Raw genomic sequence first — 26,841 nt, forward strand, 5'->3', positions numbered from 1 at the left:
TAGAAACGCCCGAACGCCCCCGTGCACTTGCGGGCGAGTGCCGCCATGGGGTTGAGAGGGACGGGAACCGGGCTGGTGAGTATCTGCCTGGCGGGGGGTATCGGGTTGATGACACCCGTGGGCAGGAACATGCCCGGAACCTTGTGCACGCTCGGTATGCCCACGTCGTTGCAGTCGAGGTGCAGGTGCGCGCCGCCGCCCGAGAAGGGCATCCCGTCGGCAAGCACCGTCAGGCTGCCCATGAAGGCGTGGCCGTTGTTCTTGGGTATCGCCGCTGAAGGGGCCGCCCAGCCTGCGCCCATGGGGATGTGCGGGATGCTCCGCGTGGGTGTGGATGCAACCGCGCGCGGGATGAAGCCGCCTATCTTGACGGTGGCACCCAGCATCCCGACGGCCATCGTCAGCACGGTGTGGCCCACCTCGGCGAGCTTCGCGCTGTCGGCGTCGCCCGTCTGTTCCGCTGTCGGAGGCGGGGGGATGAATGAAGAGACCGCCGCCGCGATGAAGTCCTGCGGACGAAGGAGAACCCCGACATAAGGGTGAGGCATGGGCACGACGGGGGACGGGGGTATCGTCACGAGGTGGATGTCCACGCCGATGACCGGGTCGAGCTGCTTGGAGATGGGCAGGCAGGCCATGCCCTTCATCCCCATGGCACCCAGCACGGGGAGCATGGCGGCCTCGCTCAGGCCGTCGGCAAGGCCGCCGATGGCGGCTGCCGCCTTGACGCCCGTGTCGAGGGCATTGACGGACGGTGACACGCCGGCGTCGGAGTTCGCCTTGACGCCTTCCGAGATACCCTTGACCTGCGCGCCTACGCCGGTCTTTAGGTTGGCACTTACGCTGTCGAAATAACCTGTGTCCGCCATAGCTGTCAGTCTTTATCGTTATTTAACTCGAAAATACAAATAGGCAGATGCAACAATGGCAATCACAATGATTACACCGAGCCAAAATCGGAATCCGGTTGGCCCCAATAAGTCAAGAAAGAAGTTTCCTCCCCAGCTTCCGGGTCTGGCGTATGTCCATTTCCAGTCGAATATCAGTCCGACAAGCCAAACCAATAGCAGAAAGATTACTACTAAGTACCCCACTTTGGGGTTCGCATAGGCATATTCGGTTGCATCAGTGAACAGCCCTTCAAGATTTCGCAATATGTTGTTCAGCCATTCCATTGTATTTTCCTAAATTTCTTTTATACTCATACAAATAATTCTCCCAGTCATCTCCTAACACTTTGGTTAGAACTTCATTTATTTCATCGTCACTGACCAGCTTGGAGCGTGCCGAACTGTTTAACAGGCTTAATAGCAGGAGAGGATAAGAGGAGTTCTTTATCAGGTCTATGGAAAGTTTGTCTGAAAGTCTGAAACCTTCCACATAACATTCCGCAGCTAACGATTTCTCATAATTATTTTCCCGGCACCAACCACACAGTCTCAACGCTTCACTTTGCATTAGGTAATCGTTGCATCTGGAGTATGCTTCAGCACCGCGATAGTACGTCTCTGCCGCTTCTTTCCAAAGTGACTCTCGTACATAGATGGAAGCCTTTCCCAATAAGGTGTTTCCGAGCAATCGGCAAGCTAAAGAGGGGTCTAATTTTTCTTCCCCGATTTCAGCGGCTTCTACGGCTTTGTCGGCAAAGTACATGGCTGTCTTATAGTCCTTATGGGAAATCTGGTCGGTATATAGAATTGTATATACGGTTACAAATTGGCTAATCCAGTTAATGTCTTTCTTCACATTTTCGAGGGCAATGTCAAGGCATTTCTTCGCAAATTCCTCTGTTTGCGCTGCGTTCCCTTTTTTCACACTGTTCATCAGTTTGATTAATGCCAGCCTGAAATTCGAAGCTGCCGGGTCGTTCTTATCCTCATTTGCCGCTTGTTCCGCGAGTTGCTCCATTGCTCCGTCCAAATCTATTGGCGGATAAATAGACACCGCGTCATTGGAATGTTTGGCCATTAGTTTGCCAAACTGTTCATGGTCTTTTATGTCGGATATACCCCATACCATTTGCTTGTGGAATGGCAGGGCAAGAGCCTTTTCAAACCATTCACGACATCCGTCATAGTCGTATGTGTTCTTTAGGTTAAAGACAAAACTGCATTTCATATCAGTCCCTTTTACAAGGGATTCTGTCAGCTTGTTGAAGTTGGCAACTGCGACGGAGGCATCGTTTTCCGCTACTTCCGGTTTATAATCAGCTATCCAATCAACACGTTCAAAGACAATTTCTTCGGGTTTCTTTGAATTGTTCCAATATTCTACCTGTTGTGCAATATACCCTACAACATCTTTTGAGAAATCGGTTCTGGAACTGAACGGAAGTTCTATGACGAACACCATATCTTCCTCTTCGCTATCAAGGGCAAGCATATAGTCATAGAAAGCATCAAGCATACTTTCGTCTCCCGGATTGATGACGATACGGATCAACTTAACCGGTTTCCTGACTGCATCTTCCCATTGGTAGAGCATCTTATCTGCTATTTGTTGTATGGCATTGCTCATATGCTGTTAATTCAATTTGACAATTGTTCCGGCTACGGCTGTGGTTCCGGAAGAATCTATCGTAGCCTTTGTTGTACCGCTGACTGTAGCACTGCTACTGCCGGATGCTGTAAAATCTGTACTGGAGATATTATAATTACTGCTTGCTGTACAATCAATATTTTCTGCTGACTGCGCAATATTGGCACCGGCGGACTCTGTTATGTCCTTTTCCGCATTAGATGATATATTGCCTTCGCTATCAATCATTATTTTGTTTTCTCCAACACACAAGGTGATGCTTTTAGAGGCAGATATTGTGATATTTCCTTCTCCGTCTGCCGTATAGCTGTTGCCTTCCTTGTCTTTCATCATAACGCTTCCTTTTTCATCATCAAGCGTTATGGTACAACCGCTGCGGGTAGTCAGACTTTTTGTTTTGTTTGAACTGCCGCCACCGGTGCCTGACTTTCCATGGAATAAGCTGCCAAGTACAAACGGACGGTTCGGGTCATCATATCTGAATGCCACCATGACTTGGTCTCCCTTTTCGGGTATGAATACAAATCCTCTGTTTGTGGCCACTTTGTCGCTTGTACCTGCGTCGGGAGTGAGCACCCGTATCCACGAGGTTTGCATCGGACCGGTCTGCCAGTTCATCTTGACTTGGACGCGGCCTAACTTTTTCGGGTCCTCGTTGCTGACAATCACGGCCTGCTGTGTATGAGCGACAGGCAGAGGTACATCCGGGCATGGAAGGGTGGGAATAGAGGACGGAAGTGCGGTGAAATAGTTCTGGTAACTGTCACCCATACCAGCTACGTGGGTTATTTCCGTAATGATATAGGTGCCGATGCTATTTTTTACGTGGATACCTATTCCTGTATGGATAGCGGTATGGACATCTATGATGCTGCCCACCGTGAGGATGCGGCAATCGCTTTCACCGGTAATGAAACTGGATGCGGCGGTGTCGCCTTGCTGCTTGCGCTGGAAGTAGGCGTCAAGTTCACCCTTATTGGTTATGCGCGGTTCCGCCCGTTGGACAGCAGGAGTAGTAAACAAAGCCAATGACGAGTCAAAAGCCGCTTGTCCCAATGTGTTTTGCCCGGTTGCGGTATCGGGAGATTGGCCGTTATAGGTCTGGTCGTTCACCGAATGGTAAGAACTTCCCTTTATTGGTCGGGCAAGTGTCTGCGAGCAGACATCGAGCACGGACAGTTCCTCGCCGTATGTCAGCTTGGTCGTCGAGCCGGCCTGTGGCTTCCCAAATACAAGGTTCTGTCCGTCGTAGTAGAGCCATTCCTGATATTGGCGGGCAAGCCGTTGTATGAATCTGAAGTTGGTTTCCTCGTACTGGCATTCGTATTCCAGCTTCGATTTCGTTTCCGGATTGACAAGAGCTTGTACTCCAGCCTTGTCTGTAAGTTCCTTAACGATGTCAGACAAGGATTTGTTGCACCATGAGGCACAAGTATGATCCGACTCCAACAGAAATGTTGATGAATATCCCATCACTTTTATATTTCCATGTGTTCCTCCGGAACGATGAAGTCCTACCATGGTGGCAACGCCAACAAAAACAGTGCCGCCGAAGTCCATGATTACTTTTTTCCCAACCCAGTCTTTTGACGCCTCCGGGATTTCCACACCATAAATTTCTACGGCCTGGATATCCAGCGTTATCTCAAAATAGTGGTGCTCATTAATGCTCTGTTTGAGCATCAGTTGTACAAACGACGGCATGGGGATGCCGGCTATTTCCAATGTGACTTTTTTTTGTTCCAGCATGGCGGCATTATATTTGACGGTTTATATCCAAATTGCCAAAGCCGCCCGGCGGAAGTCCGTCGGACGGCCTGACAAATGTTTTGATTTTAGGATTTACCTATGTACGCCGATTTATTTCTTTGGCCAACGGTTGTCAAGCGCTGCGCTGCCGACGATGATTTCTTCAGCGGAGAACGTAATAGTGATTGTCATAGGCACATCGTTATTTGCGTCCAGAGTTTCCGAGTAGTGAACGATGTATGCGTTCTTGAACTGAATCTCCTTCATCTTGGCATCCTCCTCCGTTTTTTTGTAGATGATCTTTCCTTCTACTGGTTTGAAAGGACTGTTCAGCATCGCTTCGATGACCGAGGTGTCTTCTGTTGATTCGATGGTTGCTTTTACTCGACCGCCCAATACGCTTGAAGAGGGCATACCTTTAGAGTCCGTGTTACGACTAAACTCATAGTTTGAATAAAGGACGTCAAATTCCTTGTTGTTAAGTTCCAATGATGCTCTAAATGCCATAATACTTGGATTTAATGGGTTAAACTTAATTTTTACTGCGGTCTCTCCGTCCTTGCGCCCTAACCGGTATAGATGCAAAAAAGAGAAAACCTCAAAAACGATTTTTTGAAATTTCCTCTCAGCCTCCGGATGACTCAGTTTTATTGTGGGAAAAAGAGAAGAAAATAAAACATCATCTTTGATGTGAGCGAATATAAGTACTTATCTTCATTTCTCCAAATTTTTTAGCGCGTTTTTTGGCTGTTGTTTTCATTTTAACACGTTTTAAACTAATATTCGTGTATAAAGCCACTATCCTATATACTTAGGAATGCACCCCGTTGATGATGTATCGCTATTAAATTGATACCCAGTATTGTAATGACACTTTTAGAAGATGTTTCATAAGGGATGAATGAACCCGTCGGAACGAAAACTGCTGCCGGAATGCAGAAAAAACGGTATCCACCGCATGAAAGTGGCAGATACCGTTGGCAGATTGGCTATGTAGTCTGAATCTTTGCGTATATCCTAATTCTTGCGCCCATATCGGCAGATGAGCAATGAACTTAATACCAGGAGTGCAAGGGCAATCATCCATGTGTATATCTTCCGTTCCTTTTCCAAATGTTCGATGTCCGCCGCTTGTTGTTTGGAGCAAGTTGTCAGTATATTAATCTGGGATTGTTGTGCCTTGCAGATATCCATAAGTTCAGCATTAATCCGTTGCTGTGTTTCCAGCGAAGTTTGGATGTTCTTGAAGTTACGGTTGGTCGTATATGCGTCGCGGATATATCCGGGTGTGCTTACCTGTAACGACGGAACCTGTATGCTGTCCGGAAGGTATGTCAGTTCTGCATTATTGCGCCGCTCTGTTGCGAAGCTGTTGAACAGGAGTATGCCGATGAGTGTGCCGCTAATCAGAAAGGCTATTAACGCTATGATGGCAAACATTGTGTTTGACGGTTTCGCAACAGGTTGTTGGTACTCTCGTTCAAGCCATGGATGATGATTCATCGTGTGAGGCGGTATGGATGTTCCATACTCCACAGTCCGGACTTCGGCATTTTCTTCGGTCTCTTTTTTCTCAAGGGCCTTGCGTCTTGATATATCCATAAATTCGCGCTTGGCAATCTGGTATTTATCTGCTTGATAAATGACAAGGTCGTTTTTTACCAGCCAGTCAAGAACGTCCTTGACACTCCGTTCTGATACCTTGAGGTTGCTGATGCTCCAAAATATCTCTGCACAAGATACCCATATTGGTTTCTGGAGGCACTTCTGATACAAGATTTCAAGTATCTCTGCCTGTAGTTGTTCTCTTGTTGGTTCCATTTATTTACAGTATTAATTGTTTCGGAATAAAATAATATTTCTTACCGGCTATGAATACGGGCCTGAAAAGGTTGCGTTGATACATATCTTCCAGTCTCTTCATCTTTGAAATCAGGGCTGTATAGCCACTGTTAAAGTCTGTCAGCTCAACCTTTCTTTTCTTCAGTTTCTTCACCTTTGTTGAATTTAAAAGGCTGTCATTGGCCATGACTCCCGTCTTATAATAGAAGATTTGAGCCAGATATGGATTTCTGGGCAATACTTTTCGATAGAAACTTCTGTTTATGCTTTTCTTTTGCCGCTTGAATTGCTTGCGAAGCACTCTTAGTTCCTTTTTCCCTATGTTATCTGAAAACTCCGGGAGCAGTCCCCTGTAGCTTTGCAGCAGCCCCATCACTTCCCTGTCATCGAGTAGATATCCATATTCGTATCCGTTCATTATACTGTCCGCTACGGAGGCCTTTATATAGTAGGTGTCATTCACGCTGTTTCTATCTATATCGTCAAGGCTCGTACTGTCAGGATTTTCCGTATGATAGAATATGTGCGTCAATTCGGATGTGGGCCGGCTTCTTAGGACACCTATATTTCGCTCATAATCTTTAAGCGAGTGCAACAGTAGGCTGTCCGTCTCGAAAGATTGCTGCAACACGGAATCCAAGGCTGTTTCCAAAGCGTTGCTTTCCAGCCTGTTTCGACCTTTTGGAAATAAGATTCCTCCTACTGTAAGGCTGTTGTATGGGGCATCATATAGGTATAAGTTGGCATCCGTAGCTTCTATGTTCTTGAACAGTTCCGTCTTTACCAGTCTGTTGTCTGCGATATAATTGGATATATGGTCTATGTATTTCGTAGAATGGCTGTCCAGAATGGATTTGGCCTGCAATAGGAAGTCCTGATACGCAGTGCCTGACGCTCTGTCTATCTGGGCAAACAGAAGCCTTGCCGGTTGGGTTGCCAGCCACGAGAGTTGTTGCTCGTGCAAGGATAAAGTTTGCTTTGACCCTAAAATGATGAATACATTGTTGCTGAAACGGCTTTCGTTATCATAGCAGGAGATTTGTTTGATAGCCCCGCCAAAACCGTAAAACGATGATTGTTCCTCTTGCTCGTTCTTTCGCTTGGAAGAAATGGATTGTTTGATATAGTCGAGCCAGGCTGAAAAGTCCTTGGTGGGAGCCAGATGTCTGTTTTCTCCGTTGGAGGATATGCAGGTTGCCGAAAATGTGTAGTCATATCCGGGCTTCATTTTCAGCTTTAGGTTCTGTAGCACATTGATATATGGGGATAGATAAGGCAGGTCGGTATCATTGAACAGCACATGTATGTTCACGTTTTTGTTTTCCGCTTCCATCTTTCGGACATCGGAAACCATGATGTCTCCGCCTTTGATATTGATAATCTTATTCCAGTTCTTGTCCCAGACGGATAGAGGATAGTTCAGCCGGATATTCCCATCCGTTATAGGCCCTGCCGGGTTTCCATCCAAGTTGAACAATATCGTACCCTGAATATTCGCATTATGTAGTGCCAACGTATCGGGATACATCAGGTTGACGGTACATAACAAAGAATCACGGTATCGTGAATAATCAACATGATACACTTCATTCTGGCCGACTTCTGCAAGAAGGTCAGCGGGAATCCACCCTAAAAAACGTTTGGTACTGTCTGATAATGCGGGAGCATTGGAAATCAATGCGGATTTGCCGCTCTTGTCCAGCTTGTATAGGTAAACAACCTCTCCGCTGACAACTACCGCATCCGTTGTTGTTTTCAGAAACGGCTCTCCGTATATTTTCAGGGTATCTCCATTGAAGAATTGATGGATATCGAACAGCTTGTTAATGCTGTTTATGCCTATACGATACCTTATCGGCTGGTTGTTGCGGGGATTGATATAGGCATGGTCGTACATCAGTATATTTTCCGATGGTATCCATCCGGCATAATTGACTTTACGGGGTTCTTTAAAGTGCCTCTTGCTGTTATACAGGAAACCTATAATAGACTTGGGCTTGCCTGTAATGTCAGGGTCGGCCTGAACGAGTTTGTAGGTTCCGTTCTTTTCACCTACTATGTAATAGGGTGTACCAATCCCGTGTGAAGACCGCTTACGCTGGAAATACGGGTCTTCATAACTTTGATTTCCGGTCCTGTCCGAATAGACAATTCTGTTTGTCTTGCTTTTCTTTGTTTTGACAGGTGCTTCCGTTGATTCCGGATAATTGAATATATCCCTATCCATTATTTGTATCCTGTCGCGGATGGACACTTGGGCAGATACGTTGCACGCAAGAGTCATCATCACGGCCACAGAAAACAGATTTCGTATGAGATTCAGTTGTTTCATTTTTCAATATAACTTTGTGTCACATGGATGGACTTGACGCAATTCAAATCGTCAATCTTCACATCATCAATACTCACACGCTTTTTCCTGTTGCTCTCAAGAAAATGCAGTCCTTGGCAATAGCCGTTGAAGTCATTGTATTTTTCATCATTGATGATGACTACTACCTGGTCTGCATCAATGCAAAAATATTTTTTACGGATATAATTTGTATGTTCGTAATAGACCGACTTTTGTGAGACTTTGGCGTCAGCTATGGCTTGCAGGTGTTTTTTTATATCATTCTGTACCAGTGCCAACGAATCTACCGTGACCAGTTCCTCTGCTTTTTCAAAGCGTGGGAGAATGGTTATACGGTGCTTCACCGGATATTTCGTCGTATTGGTTTGTAATGAGATGGTGTATTCTCCCGGAATATCATACGAATATACGACTTGCTGTTCGTATGCGTCCACAGTACCGCTTTCGCCAAATTCCCATAGCCATGTGTCCATGCCATAGCCTTCTGCCGAAAAGACCAGTTCTTCGCCTTGATAACCCTCTGACACTCCATTTATACGGGGTATGGAATCAATGGCCTCATGCTCCAGTCCTGAGATTACCTTGATATACTTGTTTACGGAGTGTTTTCCGTCTATTTTCAAAGTAATAAGATATTTGCCGGCCTTACGATAAGTGTATGACACATCCGTATTTCTCATCAGCGTATCACCGTTTCCCATTTCCCAAATGAGCCGCTTGCCTTTAATTGCTGCCGTATCGTTGACTAACAGCTCCAACCGCTCATTGACCTCATAATGAAAATTATCATTGGTGTCATACACATAAAAGTCAATATTGGCAAGGTGCGACTTCGAAGGCAGGAACAAGAACAAAAGGATACCTGCCATGGCAACCAGTCCCAATATGATGATTGTTATAGTTTTCTTATTATCCATCGCGAATGTTTTATAAATTGGCTTTACATTCTTCCAAATCCCGTTCAATCAGTGCGTTGTTGTGTACCAGACTGTTCAATTCCTCTTTGATGTCGAATTGGCATTTAAGCACTCTGGAGGACAACACGCCGAAAAGGAATTTCGTATTCATATTGTTTTCCTTGTATATATGCTGCAATTGGTAAATCTCATCCTTCACTTCGTCCATCTTTTGTACCTGATGGATGTTGAAGTCCAAAGAGTCGATTTCATTCCAGATGTTCTGCGCCTGCTGCATATGTGTATGCTGGATTTCAAAAATGCGCTCGGAATGGTTGATGTCGTTTATCAGTTCCGAACTGTCCTCTGTCGGTACGTCGAGTATATACCGGCAAAGTATGATATAAATTGCGGCTACTGAGAAAATCAGCAGCAGGAGAAAACGGATGTTTCCCCATAGCACTTCGTCTTTTGTCATGGCTTCGTCAGTTTATTCTTGGTTAATTCCTGATATTTGATTCTACACTTTTCAAGTTGCTCCATGTTGCTTTCACGCTGTTTGCTTTCGCGGTCAAGGTCATCCATGGATGACTGGATGACACGAATCTGTTCAAGCATGGCTTTATACACTTCGTACTTGCTTTTATCGGCCTGCATCGCAATGTCATTTTCCATCAATAACCGTTTTTTGGTTATCAGTTTTTGCATATGCTTGTGTTCACTCGAATTTCGCCGCTTGGTCTTCAGATTGTTCAGGTCCCGGAACAATTCTTCTATCTGGAAGTTAAGTTCTGCCTGTTTCTTGAACACGTTGTCATATTCGGCCTTCTTGCTTTCAAGAAGGGATATTCCCTTTTGTGCAGTCACAATCGTTACGACACCTCCGGTTGTGGTAACAATCAGTGCGATAGCGAATACCAAAGTAAATCGGAGTTTCGCTTTCAAACGAGCTTTTTTGTTTTCTGCTTCCATACTTGCTATGATTTAATCGCTCAACCTATAAACGACCATGACCGTTTCTTCTGAGCTTCTATTGTTTCGTGACTTTCGTCTCCTACTATAATATTCTCGCGAACCATTCCGATGTATTCCAGTTCACTCATTTTGTGGAACATATTGCTGAGCAGTGTCACAAGTGCCCCTGCCGTCTGCAATGATTGGTTTATATTGGTATGGTCATACATAAGTTTGGTTACGCTCTCTATCTTCGTGATAAATTCAGAGGGCGTGACATTGGTCCACTCATAGAAGTATTGGAGCAATTGTTCTCTTTCCGTTTCGGAAAGACTTTGAAGAGCGGAGTTCAGACCGTTTGCAAGTTCATTCACGGCCTGCACAAGATATATCGGCGGTTGCTCTAAGGCAATTTGCTCGATAAAGAAGATTCTTGAGTTGTAAAAGGCAGAGAAAGCCTTACACAGCTCAAATGTGTTGTTGGCAAGCGTATCTCTACGCTTGTCGGCAACATTCCTGCTGTAAATGAGTTTTACGTCTTCTTTTATCGACTGTAGGGTACGTGCCAATTGGGAAATGAATGTTTTAATCCCATCGTGGCAAGCGGAATGTTGTACCGGCGGAATATATTGATGATTGATTTTATAGGTATTCCCTTGTCTGCATACCTCTGCCACCAGCAAAAAATTCTGGCTGTAGAACGATTTGTTGACTTGGTTCTTGGGGACGATATGGAGTTTTATGCTTGGCAAGACATACGGGTGATGCAAGGGCACCTCTTCCGGGTCCGGCTCACCGACAGGTATCAAGTGATACGGATCTACGGATATTAGTACCATATACTCGCTGTCCTCGGCTTGCAGGCCGGATTCTGAAATGGTTGCACTGGGTTTCTCATCCCCGTATAAACCGTCGTAATAAACGATGGGCAGACCGCCTTTGGTGATAGCGTTGCAGCTTTTCAGGCGGACACAGAGAGTGGACATGGTATCACCTGAAATCTCAATTTCAAGATTGTCACCTATCCCTTCAAGAACCTCTCCAAGGCCATAGTTATAACTGGTCAAGCTCCTTCCTGCTTCGCGGTTGAGAGCTTCCGTTTGGCTATACTGGTTTGCAAAGAAATGCTTGCTGGTCAGCTTCAGACCATTGACCCAGTTTACAGGCAAATATGTTAGTGTTTTCATATATTATGATGTTTTTGTTTCTACTTGTACTCGCCGTATATATATCGTTTGGTTATTCTTAATCTTATTGCCCTCACTGGTCAGCGTGGGGTCAAGTATTCTTATGAACAACGGGAAGTTAAACCATTTTGAGGTATAGAACATCCATCCGATTTGCATATCTTCCTTTTCTGTTTCAATCTTGTTTTGGGGGAAACGCCTGTTTTGGTCTTCGATAACCCAATTGAACCAGTTTCCAAGAGATATTTCATTGGGCAGTCGGACAACCAGCGAAGCGTATGTCGGGTCTTTTATATTCCGTTTAATCTTGACTTTGACCGTTCGGAAACCGAAGTTGTCTATGTTGTCCCAATATTTCCGGTCAAAGGTTCCATAGCTCAATTCCCATGGGGTGTATATCGGATGCGGGATGTCCAGGAACAGGGTTCTGCTGTACATAATCAGATACGGGATTGCAAACCACAGGATATTTGTTGTGTTCCATAGCGAATAAGGCAGCTTGCTTATCAGTTCAAACAGTAGATAGTAGCACCATCCGCCTAAAGCGCATATCGTGGTTAGAGTGAGAATGACCGCTGTTCGGGAACTGCCAATACCGATTGCTCCGAACAAATCGGAGGTTGACAGTTTGCAGAACAATGCTCCAAGGAGAATATAGGACAGTACCGTGAATGTCAAGCCTCCCCAGACGTATTCATTTTTTAGGAAACCGAACAGGCTGGGTAAAGCGACGGCAATGGAAGCCAGAAGAATGAATATGATTAATTTCTTCAGGCTAAGTTTGCTCTTGATCGTTTTTATTCCGGTCAAGACAAATATCATCACGGCTACAAATAATGGAGCCAATAAATAACGTGCAAAGAAATATAGCAATATCTTCATATTATTAGATTTTTCATAAGTTCATATTATATCCTAATCGGTTTTCTCCGAGTATAAAATCCGTTTCTCCACATACCAGATAATCAACTTCGATATTTCTTGTTGAAAGGATGAAAAATTCAAGTATCCGGCGGACATTGGATAGATGCGTTTTTACCTCCTCATAGTCATCTGTCGGAGTATCAAGGATGATTGTGGCCGTCAAATCATCGGTTTCACTTATCATTAGACCATTAAGGCCTAATGTCTGTCCGATACATCCGGAACCGACTGAAAGGTAAACTGTTTCATCAATCTCATGGACTTCCAGTCGCAGTTTCACCTTCAATCCCAAAACGACAAGGAACAGTTGCTCGATAGCGGGCAGGTTTTCTTTATACCGTTCTGCATTGCAAAGGAATAGGAACAGCTTATATTTCTGATGGGGAGTAATGGATAGCTCGACATTTTCCATTACTTCAATCATCTTGATGAAGTTCTTCTTGGAGTCCGGGTCGGAAAAGAAATTCAGATGGCGGTTATTGATACGGACCTTTTCTTTGAAAAATTCAGTATCAAAGGGTGCAAAGAATTGAATCAGCTCTTTATCCTGTTTTTCATTGGCTCGGATGGCTTCAACAATCTCCTTATTGCTCATGCCCGGTGTGCTAAGTACCAAGGGATGAAATAGTAATTCCGGCAATTGATGGTAGATGCTGTTTCTGGCCAGATTCAGCAATATATATTCTTTGCCGGCATTTGTCGTTGCGACATGCTGTTCCGAAACGCTTAATACATCTCTGGATTTCACACGACTGTTCATACCATGGCAATTAACCATAGTATGATCCAACAGCCGCCGGTCAAGAATAAATTGGAGTTCATCATAAAAGATTTCTGCGACGAAATTTATTGCCTGACTTCGTTGGATGCTTTCCAAGGGTTTCTTTTGCGCTAACATTGTTCCCATATCAGTTCTCCGTTTCGATAGTTTATGACGATGTTGTCACCCGGCCTGATTTGCTCAGAGACAATCAGGCGAGATACGGACTTCTTGATATAAGTTCTTATGACTCCTGCAATCGGACGTGCGCCGTATTTTGGAGAATATCCTTTGTTTGCCAGATGTTGCAATGCTTCATCCGACAAATTCAACTGGATGTTTTTCTGTTTCATCAGTTGTTCTTGCAATCTTCCAAAATGGAGGTTGAATATCTGTTTGGCGACATTTTCATCTATTGGCGCAAACGGAACCACCTCGGTGAGACGTCCCAAAAACTCAGGTCGGAAATACTGTGCCATAACCTCGATGAGCTTTCCGGAATCAGGAGTATGCCCGGATTGTATTTGTTCCACAATCCACTGGCTTCCGATATTGGAAGTGAAAATGATTATGGAATTGGAGAAATCTCCTTCCCGGCCCAGTTTATCATGTATTTTGCCTTCATCCATCATTTGCAGGAAAACGTCATAGACGCTGCTATGGGCTTTCTCAATCTCATCGAACAACACTACCGAATAAGGTTTCTGCCTAATTTGAGTGACCAGCAGACCGCCTTCCTCATATCCTACATATCCCGGAGGTGCACCATACAGCAATGCAGCCGAATGTTCTTCCTTGAACTCGGACATGTCAAATCTGATCATGGCTGATTCGTCATCAAACAATAACTCGGCCAGTGATTTTGTGAGTTCTGTTTTTCCCGTTCCGGTAGGACCAAGGAAGAAGAATGAACCTATAGGTTTCTTGGGGTCACTCAGTCCGCTGCGTGATTCTATAATGGCATCTGATAAAGTCGTGATAGCCCGGTCCTGTCCTTTGACCCGTTCTTGCAATTTGCTCTCGATGCTCAAAAGTCGGTCCTTTTCGCGGGCTTGTATCTTTCCGATAGGTATATTGGTGCATTCCGCTACAATCGCTTCTATTTCCGAAGAGCGTATCTCTTCAATGGACTGGTCGGATAGCATCTTTAGCTCTTTGATGATGCCCGACAAACGTCCTGCTTTTATCGTAATGTCATCTTCTTTGTCCCACACATAGTTGTCTGACAGTTTGGTAGTCAACACGACACTGATTTTGCTGAACACAGAGCGGTACAGCAAGTACAGTGGTCCTTCAGATATTTTTTCGTCGAGACTCCTTATTTTCTCAAAATCCGTTTCTAAATCAGATATACTGGCTCGTGCGTTCTTATTGCATAGTCGGACGGCAGCGGCGGTTCGGTCAAGCAGGTCGATGGCGGCAGATGGCAGGCTTCGCTCCTTAAAATATCGTTTGGAGAGTGCGATTGAGTCTTTAATACACGCATCTGAGATTCTCAGCTCGTAATAGTTTTCAATCCTTTTTTTATGTAATTGTATGGCACTTTCCAGTGTAGTCGTATCCAGTTCTTCAATCTTTATGATGTCAAGACGCCCTTCTATCGGATGTTTTTCGATGTTCTTCCGGTAAGAGTCGTTCGTGAGTGTGAGAACAAGATTTGCGGCTCCCTCGCTGATTTGCGCACTTAATATGTTGACAAGCGTGGATGCCTTGCCTGATGCGCTGTTCTCCAAAAGAACCTGTAAATCATCAATCACCAGCACAGCTTGTTCCAATTGGTTGAGCTTGTGCATCAGATTGACAACTTTTTGTGCTATCTCCGTTTCAGACGAGGTTGATGCGAGCAATTTTGCCGTATTGAGTCCGACAATAGATATTTGCTTTAACATCTCGTCTTCATTCTCACAAATATCTTTGACAAAGGCGTTGATGATAGAACTCTTTCCGATACCGGATTCACCGACAATCAGTATGCCCTTGTTCTCTGAGCGTTCGAGGCATTCTAAAATAGTACGGACCTCTTTTTCCCTACCGACGACGAAGCCACCGGCATTGATGGTTTCTTGGTTTTTCAGGTTGTCGGCATAAGGAACGCTTGCTGTTATCTGCATTTCCTCTCCCTGGTAAGAATACAACGGGGTAAGGGCATTGTAGTGGGACAATATGTCATTTTCCGAAATATCCAGCATCTCTATCTGCTGATGCGAATACACGACACCTTCACGTAATATGGCGGTAAACACACAGATGGAGTCTATGGAATCCGCTCCTAATTTAATTTTAGACCGTTCGGACTCATCCAAGACTTTCGACAGTTCTTCGTCAGGTTCCACTTCTTCTGTGGAAGTGCCACTGGACCTATACATTTCGCGGTGGGTGTCAAACCATTCCATTATGTAGCCGACATCCTTCTGCATCGAGGATAAAATTTCTTTTAGGCCCGTGTTTTCTGCAAACATGGCCATGACAAGATGTGACACGCCGAACGTGTTATGCTTGTCTTGAAGTGCCATTCCTCTTGCTATCTTAAGGGCAGACACCAAACTTGGACTATAATTGCTATCATTCATACGAATTTAATTTTATAGTTTGAATTACATACAGAGCGTTCAGTCAAATCTTTTTCAAGATAATGGGCCAATTCTTCCAGATTGGGAATTTCATCTTTATCAAATTGTCCAAGTTTTATCTTGACCTCTGTCACTCTGATTAATCCTTTTTTGCTGTCAGGAGATATAGCCACGCCATTACCGACTTCGACTGATTCAACATATTTTCCCAGCTTGTGCAACAGGTAGCTTTTGATGTCTTCTTTAGATATAATCCGTTCCCGGGACAACAGACCGTACCTTAAACTATTTATAAGTTCCTGTTCGCCATCATGCGTTGTTCCTCCTTGCATACAAGTGCGCAACATGATGCCCGAAGCATCATATTTTTCTATGTTGAATTGTTGTATCAGTGTGCGTTCGTTGAAACCGTTCGCCAGAGATCCGGAAGTTACCCAATATTTTATCTCCGCATTGGTCGCATCTTTTTGGGGGACACTTAAAACAAAGGCTTTTATTTTGTTATCTCCTTTTAGTGTGGCCTCCAATCCTTTCTCTATATCATTTATCTTGTTGAACAACTCTTTGAGCTGCGTCGAAAGTGCATCCGGATTCATTGAAGCGAAAGCACTCCCGTCTTCTTTCATTAATTGTAATACTTTTGAAATTAATGAGCGGGCACTGTCCGAATCGAATCGTTCAAGGTCGCCAAAATACAAGCTGAATATACCTGTTGGATTTTCTTCATACTGGTTCAGCCGGTTTACATATTCCCGGCCTTTGTTATCTTGGAACGAGCGTATGTTCAAGAATTGTGTACGGCTCGGACATTTCAGGGGGACAATCCGTCCGGTGGAACGGAAATTATGCTGTTTGTAAACGATTTGTCTGTTTACAACCGGAAATGTGTTCAAATATACCTCCAGATTTTCAAGACTTTCTTTCGTGAATATTTCCGGAAAGGCTATCTTGACCCAAAAGAGACTCTCAGAGTCATCCGGGATCTCACAGTCGGACACATAACCGGGAAACATTTCTCGGTAGGTCTGTTTCTCTTTGGAAGCGTCTCTTATACTCACATTAAAATATAGGTCACTATAAAAATCGCGGATTTCATCAAAGTAGTGTGCATTACTATATGGATCTTCAATATGAAGGCCTGTTTTTGCATTCAGCAGGTTTCCAGTGCAGTCATAGAAGAAAGCCATATTCATAAACGGAAGCAGCTCCATGTCGGAAGGCTTGATGCAAAACATCACAGAGTCCATTTTTTGCAGGACTTCTTTAGACACATCCATCCCGACCCAGACGCAATAATCCGCTATCCGGTTTTTAGGGTCAAGGAAGCGTGTTGGAGTGCTAAAGCCATCGGTTGAATGCCTTATGCTATCGTTATATGCGATTGCTCTGACTTTTGCGTCAACCAGTTTATAGGAAAACAAAGGGGTTATAAAGACTTGAATATCACCTTTGCCAAATATGTTCTTCTCTGCATAAAAATGATCTTCGGCATCAAGCTCGCAACATTCCCCATGATTGGGGGTAATAGTCATAAGCGCATGGGCCGGCTTTGGCAGCGACCATTTGTTTCCTATGAGTATTCTGGACAGACGATGAAGTATCCGTGAGTCGGACTGCTCTATTTCTTGATGCAGTTTGTTGGACTCATGGGCAAAAACTTCAAGCAGCAAATCTATCACGGGGTCCATATCGCGTATATCGGATACACCCCAGAACTCCATAGCCTGCTTTAATATTCGTTCCTTTATTGCAATTTGTTTCTTGTCTGCCATAGTTCGATTATTGTGATAAAGGGCTTATATATAATGAGGTATTGAAACTGAATTTCTCGTTGGTTCTATCCATTGTTCCGGTCACGGTTATTTGTGCCTTTCTTCGGATATGAGATACCTTATCTATATTTTCTTCTTCTATTTCCAAGAGGATGACGCTCACATCTACATTCCGTAGCCTCTTTTCATATTTCTCTATCGTTTTTATTAAGGAGTTCTTTACCCCTTCCTCCCAATCGCTGATTTTCACAAGTTGGTTGAACTCAAGGTCCCATATCATGGAACCAAAATCTTCTCGCCCGATAACTTCCCCATGATGAGAAAGAATCAGTAGCATGATGTGTTGGGCTATCGATTCCTGATAGGAACACCTTTGCAATTTCTTGGCGACAGCCGATTGCAATTGTAATGGCATTTTCAGGTAAGTCATACTATTCTTCTCTTTATTCTATTTCGCAAATATACTATTTTCCTCATTAGATGCCAATAAAATACCCCTAAAAAATTGACGGTTTCAGAAATAATTCATATATTGCGCACGGTCATAAAACCAAGAGAGAGAGCTATAAAAAAAGTATGATATTAAAAAGTAAATGCTATGGCAATCTACAATTATGGAATTGGAGGCAACGAAGTAAAAGTCGATGCGAACGAATCCATCGCGGAAATCCCCTCCAACCGAACTTTGATAGTTCAAAAGCTGACAGATGAAGCTCCTGCGGCTCCGGAAAGTGTGTATGGTTTGGAAACCATTGAAGATGTGTTCCAACGTTTTGAACCAACAGTTGACTTACGCCACGTGGATGCGGAAGGTAATGAAGTCAAGGAAATCATGACATTCACCGGACTCGGAGACTTCGGGGCCAAGAAGATTAAAGAGAAAAGTGATTTCTTGAGTAAACTTGACATTGAGAAAGAGCAGGGTGTCCGAATAACTCGCCAGCTTACTTCCAACCGCGCTTTACAGAAAGCACTTGAAAACCCGGAAGTCAAAAATGCCATTATGGACGTGATTGAATCATCAATCGAGGAGATTCTGGCAAATCAAAAGAAAGTAGAACTTTAATCTTTTACTAAGATGAAGCAGGAAACTCAACAACAGACAGCCAGTACGACAACCTCACAGAAAGTCGTATCACAACAGGCGCAAAAGTCATCTGCATCGGCAATAGACAAGCTCAAAGAATTTGGTGGCTTCGCTTTTCTTGAAAATATCATAGATGGATATTCCAATCTTAATCCGGCACGAAAGGCCCGTCGCAACATCTTCCTCACAGATGAACAGTGGGAAAATGAACGTAAGGCCTTGGTGAATCGCTTAAGCGTATGGCTCAAACTCCTGCGTGAGAATGACACTGCCGAACAAATGCGGGACAAGGCCAAGGAAACCGCAGAAAATGCCGAAAACCTTCTTAATCAGAACTTGAAGAATGCTCTTGCCAGAACACGTGAACTTGAAAGTGCATACCGTACTATTGCGTTCTTTTACAAGAACACGGAAAGTGATAAGGTAAAGAATGTCACCATTGTCAATGCGACTATGGAGCAGCTTCAGGATTTGGACAATACCATTTTTGCTGACCACATCAGCAATGAGCTCAAACAGAATTTTGACCGTCTTGACCTGCGTCGCAACTACTCGTTGCTTGTCGTTCCCGGATATATAGGTTCAAATGCCATTTTGGACAAGTGGTCCAAGATTGCATACGAGAACAAGGCTTTTCTTGTTACAGACTTCCAAGACCTTGAAACTCCGGACGATGTAGTAGATATATTCTTCAATGCCAATCATACGGGTGGAGATGTATTCAAATCGAATACTATAATGACCTGTAACTGGTTACTTGGTCGTCAAAGAGAGGAAAGCGTTGGAGAAGAAGAAAACCTTTATATTCCGCCATCTTCTTCACTTGCCGGGAAAATATACAATACCTTAATGTCTCAGGTAGTAGCCGGTAAGAAATTTGGTGGACTTAATGAAGTAGAAAGTGTACGCTTCGACCTTCGCAAGAGTGAGATTTCCGAACTTGAACGTATGGGTCTTGTGCCGATGGTGAACGAGTACAGCAAGGTTATGGCTTTCTCTGCCAAGACATTATTTAATGGAGATAACCTTGGCTTGCAGACCTACTCCGTAGTTCGTGTATTCGACTATATAACGAAAGTGCTGATTGACTTCCTGAACCGTCGGGCATTTGAGAATTGGACTACTCGCACAGAAGCTGATTTACGTGGTCAGGTTGTGAAATTCCTCGATAGTGTAATGGGACCGAACAAGCTCATCGAACGCTTCAAGGTTATGAAGATTGAACAAGACCCGAATCAGAAAGACCGTGTGCTTCTTGATATCCACATCACACCGTATTTCCCGGCAAAGAGCTTCGTGATACAGCTTGCCGGTCATAAAGGCGATAATCCGGAAGATGCTATTTGGGAAAGCGAATATCATCAAGAATAAATTGGATAATTTTGAATTTACAGATGGGCATATTAACTATGTCCATCTGTAAATCATTTATCAAGGTCATGTTTTGCTGAAATTATATGTCTTATTATTGAAATCTTTACTTATATGAAACTCCGAGATGTGGATATTATTATTTCTGGTACAAAAACTGGGGATACCTATTATGCAAAATCTTATCCATGCAGTGATATGGATAAGAATAGCAAAATAGAACTCTATGGAGTTCCTGTATATTATGTCTATATAAAAGGTACTGATGATAAAGGTCAAAGTGTAAAATATACATGGAAAGCATTACGCTTCATGCCGTATTATAACCCACCTAATTTTAGTTCTTACAAGACAATTGGATGGGTTAATAGTGGATTGCATAAGCTCAATAGGCAGCCTGTTCCAGAATATAAAAAAGCCTATGAAGTACATAATACATATTCTCAACATAATGGTGCAATAGTTCTAAAAGGAACTTTTTACATCCACGCTGGTCCTGAAGATCTTACTCATATTGGATGGGGAGCAGCAGGATGCGTTGAAATAATAGGAAGTTTTAGTGAGTTTAAAGATCAAGTAAAAGAATTATCGGGGTCAACACAAGTCGATGCGGATAGTGCAATCTCTGAATTAGTTTTTTATAAGAAACTTTATATAGAAATTGAATATGCTGCTCCACCCAATATTAAAGCGAATTTTTATAAAGAAGTTAGCATAAAAAGGAGATAAGATTTATGTGTAACATGAAATATATACTATGTACTATATTTTGTATGTGTGCATATTTTCATGCTGCTGCAACCTGTAGCGATAGTATATCTGATAAGTTTTCATATAAGGTAGTTGAAAATTTTAATTATTGTTGGGATTATAATATCGTCTATGAGGATACTAATTCCAAAGATACTGCTTTATTTATCTCGTCTCATAAATATATAATCTCTCCTATTTTAAACGCTTTTTGTAATAATTTGAACGAACAGGCAGAGTTGGATAAAATCGGATATTGTTGTAAGCATTATCTCATTAAAGCCCAAAACGAATCAAAGAAAAATATACAATATTACTCTATAGAAATCAATATTCTATCTAATATAAAGAACCATGCCCCCATAACCTCAAAAATAGAAGAATTAAAAAAACAGGACTATACGATTGTTGATATTATATCAGAGGCACCTGTTATGTGTCTTGTTTTTGTGGAAGCTGATTATTTAGTAGCCGTAACTTATAATATGTTCTATGATTTTGATGATGTATTATCCATTTCGAAATTCTTTGTACAAGAACACTTCTCGGCAAAATAATTAGACGTCATTGCACAATGAATATAAAACGTAATACATCCTCTTTCAAAGAAAAAAATAGAGTTTCATTTTTCGATAATATATTTTATTGGATTTGGACTACTGTACCGTCAAAGGGATTTCCTGACCGTTCTTTTGTAGTTGTTACGGTATGTCAATTTTCTTATGTGTTGCTTTTTGTTTCTATTTTGTTGACTCTATTTGATGACCAAGTTCAACTTTGCATATATGACAAACCAGAACCTATAGCTATTCCCATGCTTATATTGTTGATAATATTATCTTTTATCAATTTAAAAATATATGATGAGAAAAAATATCAAAAATTGGAACATGACTTTAGACTGATGTCTGTTCCACAAAGAAAAAAACATAAAAATATTTTTTTTCTTTTCTTGTTGACTACCATATTAGTTATATTAGTTGATATAATGCTTCTCAATTCTTATAATTCTCATATGAATAATCTAACATGAAGTTTTCTTTATATGAAATCATTAGGGTCATTTAAATTGACTTCTCTTATCGCAACCGGAAACTATCAGGGGTTTGATGTAGATGTGCAGCAAGTTTTCTTCGTGTAGTTAGTGCTCTTTTTTCAAATTGGAGATTTTTTCTATAATTATAGCAATAAATAAGCAAATTAATACGTCTATTGTTGAAATGCAAATTTATTGGCAACGTAGTTTTTATATTCTGTCTATTGTTTGTAAAGCATAAAAATGTATATTTGCAACAGTCCCAATTGCTCTATATCAAAACGAATTAAAAGAGAATGGAATAGCTGTATAAATACTTACAGCCCCTTGGGATATTATCGTCAATTCAGAAAAGAAGAAGTTTATCGAAAGCTAAAATAAAAATATTTCCTTTTACTGATTTTTGCAGATTTATTTTTATAACATACTATATAATAGTGAAACAGAAAGAAAAGAAAGCTCGAAATAGGAGGACAAATGAACAAATAGACAAGGATGTAATATCCGAACTTGAAAAGCTTGTAGCTGAATATGGTTTTGGCAATGTCAATTTGAGTGCATTGATGAAAGCTGCAAACATAGAAGCCAATGTGTTTTATAGAAGATACGGCTCAATGGAAAACCTTTACGACAGGCTTGCCAAGCAGTATGATTTCTGGATCAATGATGCTATTGACGTTTCCAGCCTGAACATATTGGGACCTAAAAAGTTTTTTGCGGAAACATTCAAGACCCTTTATAGGAGCTTGTCTGATAACACTGTAATGCAAAAGTTGTTGCTTTATGAAATGTCGGTTATCAATGAAACGACAAAGAGAACAGCAGAAACACGGGATATTATGAATCTAAATTTGATTGCGTTTTATGACAATCTGTTTAGACCGGCGAAAATCAATATTAAAGCTATTATGGCAAATCTGATTGGAGGAATTTATTATCTGATACTTCATAGGAGGTGCGCGAAAACCTGTACAATAGATTTTAATACTCAGGAAGGGGAAAAGGTCTTTTTTGAATGGATAGACTTTCTGACAGATGTCATTTTTGACAAACTGGAAGCGTATGAAAGGAACAGAAAAGCAGCTCAAGAAATGTTATCTGACGGTATAAGTGAATTTAAAATATGCAAATACATGGGTATCAATAAAAATGACTTGAGAATACTGCTTTCAAAATAACCATAGAAATTCACGAGAGCTTTCAAAAGAGTCTAAAAAGTACATATAAGTGATTATGGACTTAATAGTTTAATCAAATCATTGGAGCAAGGGATATTTGACGTTAGCTGTTGTAGGCTCTTTTATATTTTTTTCTATATCCCTTTGTATAAGGACCGACAGCTTGCTACAAGAAAAATCTGACACACTTTGTGTAGCGTGTTACATAAAGTGCGTCAAGTTGTTTCTTCAAAGGACAAACACGAACAGACTTCAAATTGTGGATAATGATATAAGTATATCACTATTCACAGTTTCAAGGTAGTCTTTGTATCTTAGTCCGGCTGTCCGTTCTCCTTTTTTATTATTCCCTGCTTTAGCGTTTTTCTATTCCCTTTTTATATACTTCCATTTATCGCTTTCTGCTGCCGTGCAACCTGCCGTGGATTGAATTTTTCCGCAAAGGTAATCGCCAGTCCCAGTCATGTCAATGCCGGCATTCTGCCGCGAGTGAAGCGCAAAAATCTTCCTCTCCGCTGGTGAGCGTATTTTTCCTCTTCAGCCTTGCCAGATTGTTCCTGCCACCTTTGGATGCAGAAAAAATCATCCCGGAGGTCGCAAACAGGCCGAATAGAGGGAAAATAAAAAATATTATAAACTAAGGTAACGGTAGGACTAACCACCTGCCACAAAAAGAATTTATTATGTTATACGTTCACACAATTGGTCGCATTGGCAAGGATTGCCAGGTTATTACTGGAACACACGGTTCATTCATCGCATTTGATATGGCGGTAGATGACTATTCACATGGAAACAGCGTCACTACTTGGGTAAGGGTACGGAGTAAGAAAGAGAACCACATTCGACTATCCGAATACCTGACCAAAGGACGGTTACTGCTCATTGAGGGGACACTGTCGGCTTCACAGTGGAAGGATAAGGATGAAAACTGCCAGATTCAACTATCCATTACGGCAGACACATTGGAGTTCATCAATACCGGAAAGCGGGAGGAAACAACTTCAGAAGCAGGTAGTCCGACGGATGCCACAAGCGATGTACCTGTACCACCGGTAGCTATGCCACAAGAGAACAAGGAAGACTTACCGTTCTGATGATGCGCATATAGTGTTGATAAACAACATATACTAAATGTAGTATTTACTACATTTAGTTTGTTGGTATTTTAGTATAGTAGTAAATGCTATAATACTAAAATGCTCTTTTTAGTAAAATAGTATATACTAATTATAGTATTTACTAAAAATAGTATTATCTTTGTATTGCATATAAAGACATCAAGTTATGGCAAAAATTATAGCTGTTTTGAATCACAAGGGTGGGGTTGGCAAGACGACTACCACCATCAACCTTGCCGCTGCTTTGCGGCAGAAGAAAAAGCGTGTGCTGGCTATCGACATGGACGGTCAGGCAAATCTCACAGAATCGTGTGGTCTCTCTATTGAGGAGGAGCAGACGGTGTATGGGGCAATGAGAGGTGAATATCCCTTGCCGGTTATCGAATTGGAAAACGGACTTGCTGTTGTGCCGTCCTGTCTCGACCTGTCGGCGGCAGAATCCGAACTGATAAACGAGCCGGGACGTGAGTTGATACTGAAAGGTTTGATTGCAAAGTTGCTTGACAGTCGGAAGTTTGACTACATCCTGATTGATTGTCCGCCCTCACTGGGTTTGCTGACACTCAACGCCCTTACCACAGCGGACTTTCTGATTATTCCGGTACAGGCACAATTCCTCGCTATGCGCGGAATGGCGAAGATTACAAGCGTGATTGAGATTGTTAAGGAACGCCTGAACCCGAACCTGAGTATTGGCGGCATTGTTATTACTCAGTTCGACAAGCGCAAGACACTCAACAAGAGTGTAGCTGAAATTATCAATGACTCTTTCTGTGACAAAGTGTTCAAAACGATTGTGCGGGACAATGTGGCACTGGCCGAAGCTCCTATAAAGGGAAAGAATGTCTTTGAATACAATAAGAACTGCAACGGAGCCAAAGATTATATGGCTTTGGCACAAGAGGTTTTGAAATTAAAATAAGGCAATATGGGCAAGAGTGATTTATTGAAAGACAGCATGAAAAGCGGACTGGACGGATTGCTGTCATCCACGAAGAAATCTCCGCAAAAGAAGGAAACTACACCGGTTAAGACAGAAAAAGAGCCTGCTGTACATTGCAATTTTGTTATTGACAAGAGTGTTCATACGCGTATGAAATTCCTTGCTATTGAGAAGAATATGTCATTGAGAGATATTGTAAATGAGGCGATGAAGGAGTATTTGGAAAAAAACGAGAAGTGAGGTATGTTCCTCGCTTCCCGTTCTTTTAAGTCTGTGGCCTTTGTTAGTATGTTATACTGATATGTGTTGCTACATATCATTCATTGACAGCCCTTTGTATGACAGGGTATAACCTTTGAACTCTCCCGTTGCACGCATGAAAGCGGCTGCTTTCGCTTCCAGTTTTTCCATGTCGATATTTTCGGCCTTGCGTTTGACTTCGAAAAATGTCGCTGTATCGTCCAGTTCGTTTTCAGCTACTATGTCTATTTCGTTCTCACCCTTTCGGTCCCACCAGCCACCGATGCGCGTATAGGCTTGCTGTTCTATCAGCACACGCTTAAAGTAACGTTCAAGCATCAGGCCGCTGAAAGTTTCATAATCCCGGCCTATAATCATCTTCACACTCCCATAGTTCTCTATCTCCAGCATATAGCTGTACTTGTAGATAAAGCGGAACCAGAACGTGAAGAAATTGTCCTCGATGATATACCGGACATTCTTGGCGGAACTCTTCTCGAACAACGGTTGTTTCTTCGATATGATTTCGTATTCTTTCTCCAGCTTGGTAAGATAGCCGCCGATTTCCTTGCCTACCACGTTCTCAATTTCCGAACGGGATGTTTTTCCTCGTGCAATGGCCGACAGTATGGAAAAATAGATTCCGTAATCCTTGCCGAACTCTTCGATAAGAATCGCTTTACCCTCCCCCAGAAATATGGAGTCGGCCTTTATAATCTGGTCGAGCATAGCCGTTTTAGTTGTTGCTCCTGCATCCACGAGTAGTTGTACATACTTTGCCACACCGCCCGTGAAAGCGTACAAGGCCAGCAGATCTTCCGCCGTGTAACCGGGGTTGTATTCCGAAAGAATATCTTTCAGAACAGTTGGAGTAAACGGACGAACAGTCATAAAGCGCGACTGCCGATTATACAACGGCTCTTTCTTATCCTTGAATATCTTTGTCATCATGGAATAAATCGAACCACAGACAATCAGGTTGATGTGGGACTTCGGGCTGTATAGGTCCCAGATGCGCTGCATATCGCTGAACACCGATTTGCTCACACGGAAAAACTCCTGGAACTCGTCGATAAAGAGCGTGATGGGACGTTCCGCCGAAAGTTTCATCAGGAACTCGAATACATCGGTGAAATGCTCGGCCCGTCCCATGGTGGGAACACCTAACTTGTTCTCTATTTCAAGCCGGTAGTCCTCACACAAATCGCCCTCGGCTTTCCGGGCAACAAAGAAATAGAGAATCGGTTCGTCCTCGTATGCCTTCCACACGAGTGATGTCTTACCGATACGGCGACGTCCCGTTACTACTGTAAACTGAGCATTGTCTTGGGCCATTTCGCGAATCTTGCGAAGAGAGGCTATTTCTTCTGTTCTGTCAAAAAATCTCATATTTTTATCCTTTTTTATTGTTATTTCCGAAACAGTCGTTTCCGAAACGGCTGTTTCGCTACAGCAAAAGTAATGCAAATTTCCGGTAAAACAGGCAATTGATACAGATTTATTTAGTAAAATGGCTCAAAGGATTTTTGTCTGGTAAGCTCCATTCCTGTTTTACACCGTCTGGTCTTAC

Annotated in this window: 25 protein-coding genes and 1 pseudogene; 9 read left to right on the top strand and 17 right to left on the bottom strand. The window is 42.6% G+C overall.

What is annotated here, in order from left to right; all coding sequences use genetic code 11:
* From HMPREF0999_RS10525 to HMPREF0999_RS10600, 16 genes and pseudogenes are all read right to left on the bottom strand, one after another.
* Positions 1 to 869: pseudogene (locus HMPREF0999_RS10525) on the bottom strand (type IV secretion protein Rhs); the annotation flags it as partial.
* 18 nt (positions 870 to 887) lie between these two features.
* Complete coding sequence (locus tag HMPREF0999_RS10530) at positions 888 to 1,175, bottom strand: immunity 17 family protein (protein WP_005836808.1); 288 nt, start codon at positions 1,173 to 1,175, stop codon at positions 888 to 890.
* Positions 1,141 to 2,517, bottom strand: a complete 1,377-nt coding sequence (locus tag HMPREF0999_RS10535; RefSeq protein ID WP_008669245.1) for a hypothetical protein — start codon at positions 2,515 to 2,517, stop codon at positions 1,141 to 1,143. The genes HMPREF0999_RS10530 and HMPREF0999_RS10535 overlap by 35 nt, the downstream gene beginning before the upstream one ends.
* 6 nt (positions 2,518 to 2,523) lie before the next feature.
* The gene (locus HMPREF0999_RS10540) at positions 2,524 to 4,287 is read right to left on the bottom strand and encodes a type VI secretion system Vgr family protein (protein ID WP_008669244.1); all 1,764 of its coding nucleotides are present in this window, start codon (positions 4,285 to 4,287) and stop codon (positions 2,524 to 2,526) included.
* A 111-nt stretch (positions 4,288 to 4,398) separates the two neighbouring features.
* Positions 4,399 to 4,794 carry a type VI secretion system tube protein TssD gene (tssD, locus tag HMPREF0999_RS10545; RefSeq protein ID WP_008669242.1) on the bottom strand — a complete coding sequence of 132 codons (396 nt, stop codon included), beginning with the start codon at positions 4,792 to 4,794 and terminating at the stop codon, positions 4,399 to 4,401.
* Between the two features lie 510 nt (positions 4,795 to 5,304).
* On the bottom strand, positions 5,305 to 6,108 hold the full coding sequence (locus tag HMPREF0999_RS10550; RefSeq protein ID WP_007761351.1) for a DUF5457 domain-containing protein: 804 nt from the start codon (positions 6,106 to 6,108) through the stop codon (positions 5,305 to 5,307).
* A gap of 4 nt (positions 6,109 to 6,112) precedes the next feature.
* Positions 6,113 to 8,461, bottom strand: a complete 2,349-nt coding sequence (tssR, locus tag HMPREF0999_RS10555; protein WP_008669241.1) for a type VI secretion system protein TssR domain-containing protein — start codon at positions 8,459 to 8,461, stop codon at positions 6,113 to 6,115.
* A complete protein-coding gene (locus HMPREF0999_RS10560) occupies positions 8,458 to 9,399 on the bottom strand; it encodes a PKD domain-containing protein (protein WP_008669239.1) in 942 nt (313 codons plus the stop codon). Before HMPREF0999_RS10560 ends, tssR begins: the two co-directional genes overlap by 4 nt.
* A gap of 10 nt (positions 9,400 to 9,409) precedes the next feature.
* Positions 9,410 to 9,856: a type VI secretion system TssO gene (tssO, locus tag HMPREF0999_RS10565; RefSeq protein WP_008669238.1), complete on the bottom strand. Its 447-nt coding sequence runs from the start codon at positions 9,854 to 9,856 to the stop codon at positions 9,410 to 9,412.
* Positions 9,853 to 10,350 carry a type VI secretion system TssO gene (locus HMPREF0999_RS10570; RefSeq protein WP_007761341.1) on the bottom strand — a complete coding sequence of 166 codons (498 nt, stop codon included), beginning with the start codon at positions 10,348 to 10,350 and terminating at the stop codon, positions 9,853 to 9,855. The genes tssO and HMPREF0999_RS10570 overlap by 4 nt, the downstream gene beginning before the upstream one ends.
* A 20-nt stretch (positions 10,351 to 10,370) precedes the next feature.
* Positions 10,371 to 11,519 carry a hypothetical protein gene (locus tag HMPREF0999_RS10575; RefSeq protein WP_008669236.1) on the bottom strand — a complete coding sequence of 383 codons (1,149 nt, stop codon included), beginning with the start codon at positions 11,517 to 11,519 and terminating at the stop codon, positions 10,371 to 10,373.
* Between the two features lie 3 nt (positions 11,520 to 11,522).
* Positions 11,523 to 12,401, bottom strand: a complete 879-nt coding sequence (locus HMPREF0999_RS10580; protein ID WP_008669234.1) for a TssN family type VI secretion system protein — start codon at positions 12,399 to 12,401, stop codon at positions 11,523 to 11,525.
* 13 nt (positions 12,402 to 12,414) lie between these two features.
* Positions 12,415 to 13,350 (bottom strand): hypothetical protein, encoded by a 936-nt coding sequence (locus tag HMPREF0999_RS10585; protein WP_008669232.1) that lies wholly within the window; start codon positions 13,348 to 13,350, stop codon positions 12,415 to 12,417.
* A complete protein-coding gene (locus tag HMPREF0999_RS10590; protein WP_008669230.1) occupies positions 13,335 to 15,773 on the bottom strand; it encodes an AAA family ATPase in 2,439 nt (812 codons plus the stop codon). The genes HMPREF0999_RS10585 and HMPREF0999_RS10590 overlap by 16 nt, the downstream gene beginning before the upstream one ends.
* On the bottom strand, positions 15,770 to 17,545 hold the full coding sequence (locus HMPREF0999_RS10595; protein WP_008669228.1) for a type VI secretion system baseplate subunit TssF: 1,776 nt from the start codon (positions 17,543 to 17,545) through the stop codon (positions 15,770 to 15,772). The genes HMPREF0999_RS10590 and HMPREF0999_RS10595 overlap by 4 nt, the downstream gene beginning before the upstream one ends.
* Before the next feature lie 7 nt (positions 17,546 to 17,552).
* Positions 17,553 to 17,975, bottom strand: a complete 423-nt coding sequence (locus HMPREF0999_RS10600) for a GPW/gp25 family protein (RefSeq protein WP_008669226.1) — start codon at positions 17,973 to 17,975, stop codon at positions 17,553 to 17,555.
* Between the two features lie 168 nt (positions 17,976 to 18,143).
* Between HMPREF0999_RS10600 and HMPREF0999_RS10605 the strand changes: the two genes are divergently transcribed.
* From HMPREF0999_RS10605 to HMPREF0999_RS10645, 9 genes are all read left to right on the top strand, one after another.
* Entirely contained in the window at positions 18,144 to 18,611 is a 468-nt protein-coding gene (locus tag HMPREF0999_RS10605; protein WP_005836840.1) for a hypothetical protein, read from the top strand.
* A gap of 12 nt (positions 18,612 to 18,623) precedes the next feature.
* Positions 18,624 to 20,003 (top strand): DUF5458 family protein, encoded by a 1,380-nt coding sequence (locus tag HMPREF0999_RS10610; RefSeq protein ID WP_008669225.1) that lies wholly within the window; start codon positions 18,624 to 18,626, stop codon positions 20,001 to 20,003.
* A 114-nt stretch (positions 20,004 to 20,117) separates the two neighbouring features.
* The gene (locus HMPREF0999_RS10615) at positions 20,118 to 20,732 is read left to right on the top strand and encodes a hypothetical protein (RefSeq protein WP_007761319.1); all 615 of its coding nucleotides are present in this window, start codon (positions 20,118 to 20,120) and stop codon (positions 20,730 to 20,732) included.
* Between the two features lie 5 nt (positions 20,733 to 20,737).
* Positions 20,738 to 21,310, top strand: coding sequence for a hypothetical protein (locus HMPREF0999_RS10620; RefSeq protein WP_007761317.1), 573 nt, complete (start codon positions 20,738 to 20,740; stop codon positions 21,308 to 21,310).
* Between the two features lie 17 nt (positions 21,311 to 21,327).
* Entirely contained in the window at positions 21,328 to 21,786 is a 459-nt protein-coding gene (locus HMPREF0999_RS10625; RefSeq protein ID WP_008669222.1) for a hypothetical protein, read from the top strand.
* A gap of 440 nt (positions 21,787 to 22,226) precedes the next feature.
* Positions 22,227 to 22,967, top strand: a complete 741-nt coding sequence (locus tag HMPREF0999_RS10630) for a TetR/AcrR family transcriptional regulator (RefSeq protein WP_008669219.1) — start codon at positions 22,227 to 22,229, stop codon at positions 22,965 to 22,967.
* Between the two features lie 683 nt (positions 22,968 to 23,650).
* Positions 23,651 to 24,064 (top strand): single-stranded DNA-binding protein, encoded by a 414-nt coding sequence (locus HMPREF0999_RS10635; protein ID WP_005836853.1) that lies wholly within the window; start codon positions 23,651 to 23,653, stop codon positions 24,062 to 24,064.
* Between the two features lie 190 nt (positions 24,065 to 24,254).
* Positions 24,255 to 25,010, top strand: a complete 756-nt coding sequence (locus HMPREF0999_RS10640) for a ParA family protein (RefSeq protein ID WP_005836855.1) — start codon at positions 24,255 to 24,257, stop codon at positions 25,008 to 25,010.
* 6 nt (positions 25,011 to 25,016) lie between these two features.
* On the top strand, positions 25,017 to 25,271 hold the full coding sequence (locus HMPREF0999_RS10645; protein ID WP_008669217.1) for a hypothetical protein: 255 nt from the start codon (positions 25,017 to 25,019) through the stop codon (positions 25,269 to 25,271).
* Positions 25,272 to 25,340: 69 nt separating this feature from the next.
* On the opposite strand, the gene HMPREF0999_RS10650 is transcribed toward HMPREF0999_RS10645, so the two are convergent.
* On the bottom strand, positions 25,341 to 26,660 hold the full coding sequence (locus HMPREF0999_RS10650) for an ATP-binding protein (RefSeq protein ID WP_008669215.1): 1,320 nt from the start codon (positions 26,658 to 26,660) through the stop codon (positions 25,341 to 25,343).
* Between the last annotated feature and the right edge of the window lie 181 nt (positions 26,661 to 26,841).

It is taken from the genome of Parabacteroides sp. D25 (assembly GCF_000307475.1).
Lineage (GTDB): Bacteria > Bacteroidota > Bacteroidia > Bacteroidales > Tannerellaceae > Parabacteroides > Parabacteroides distasonis.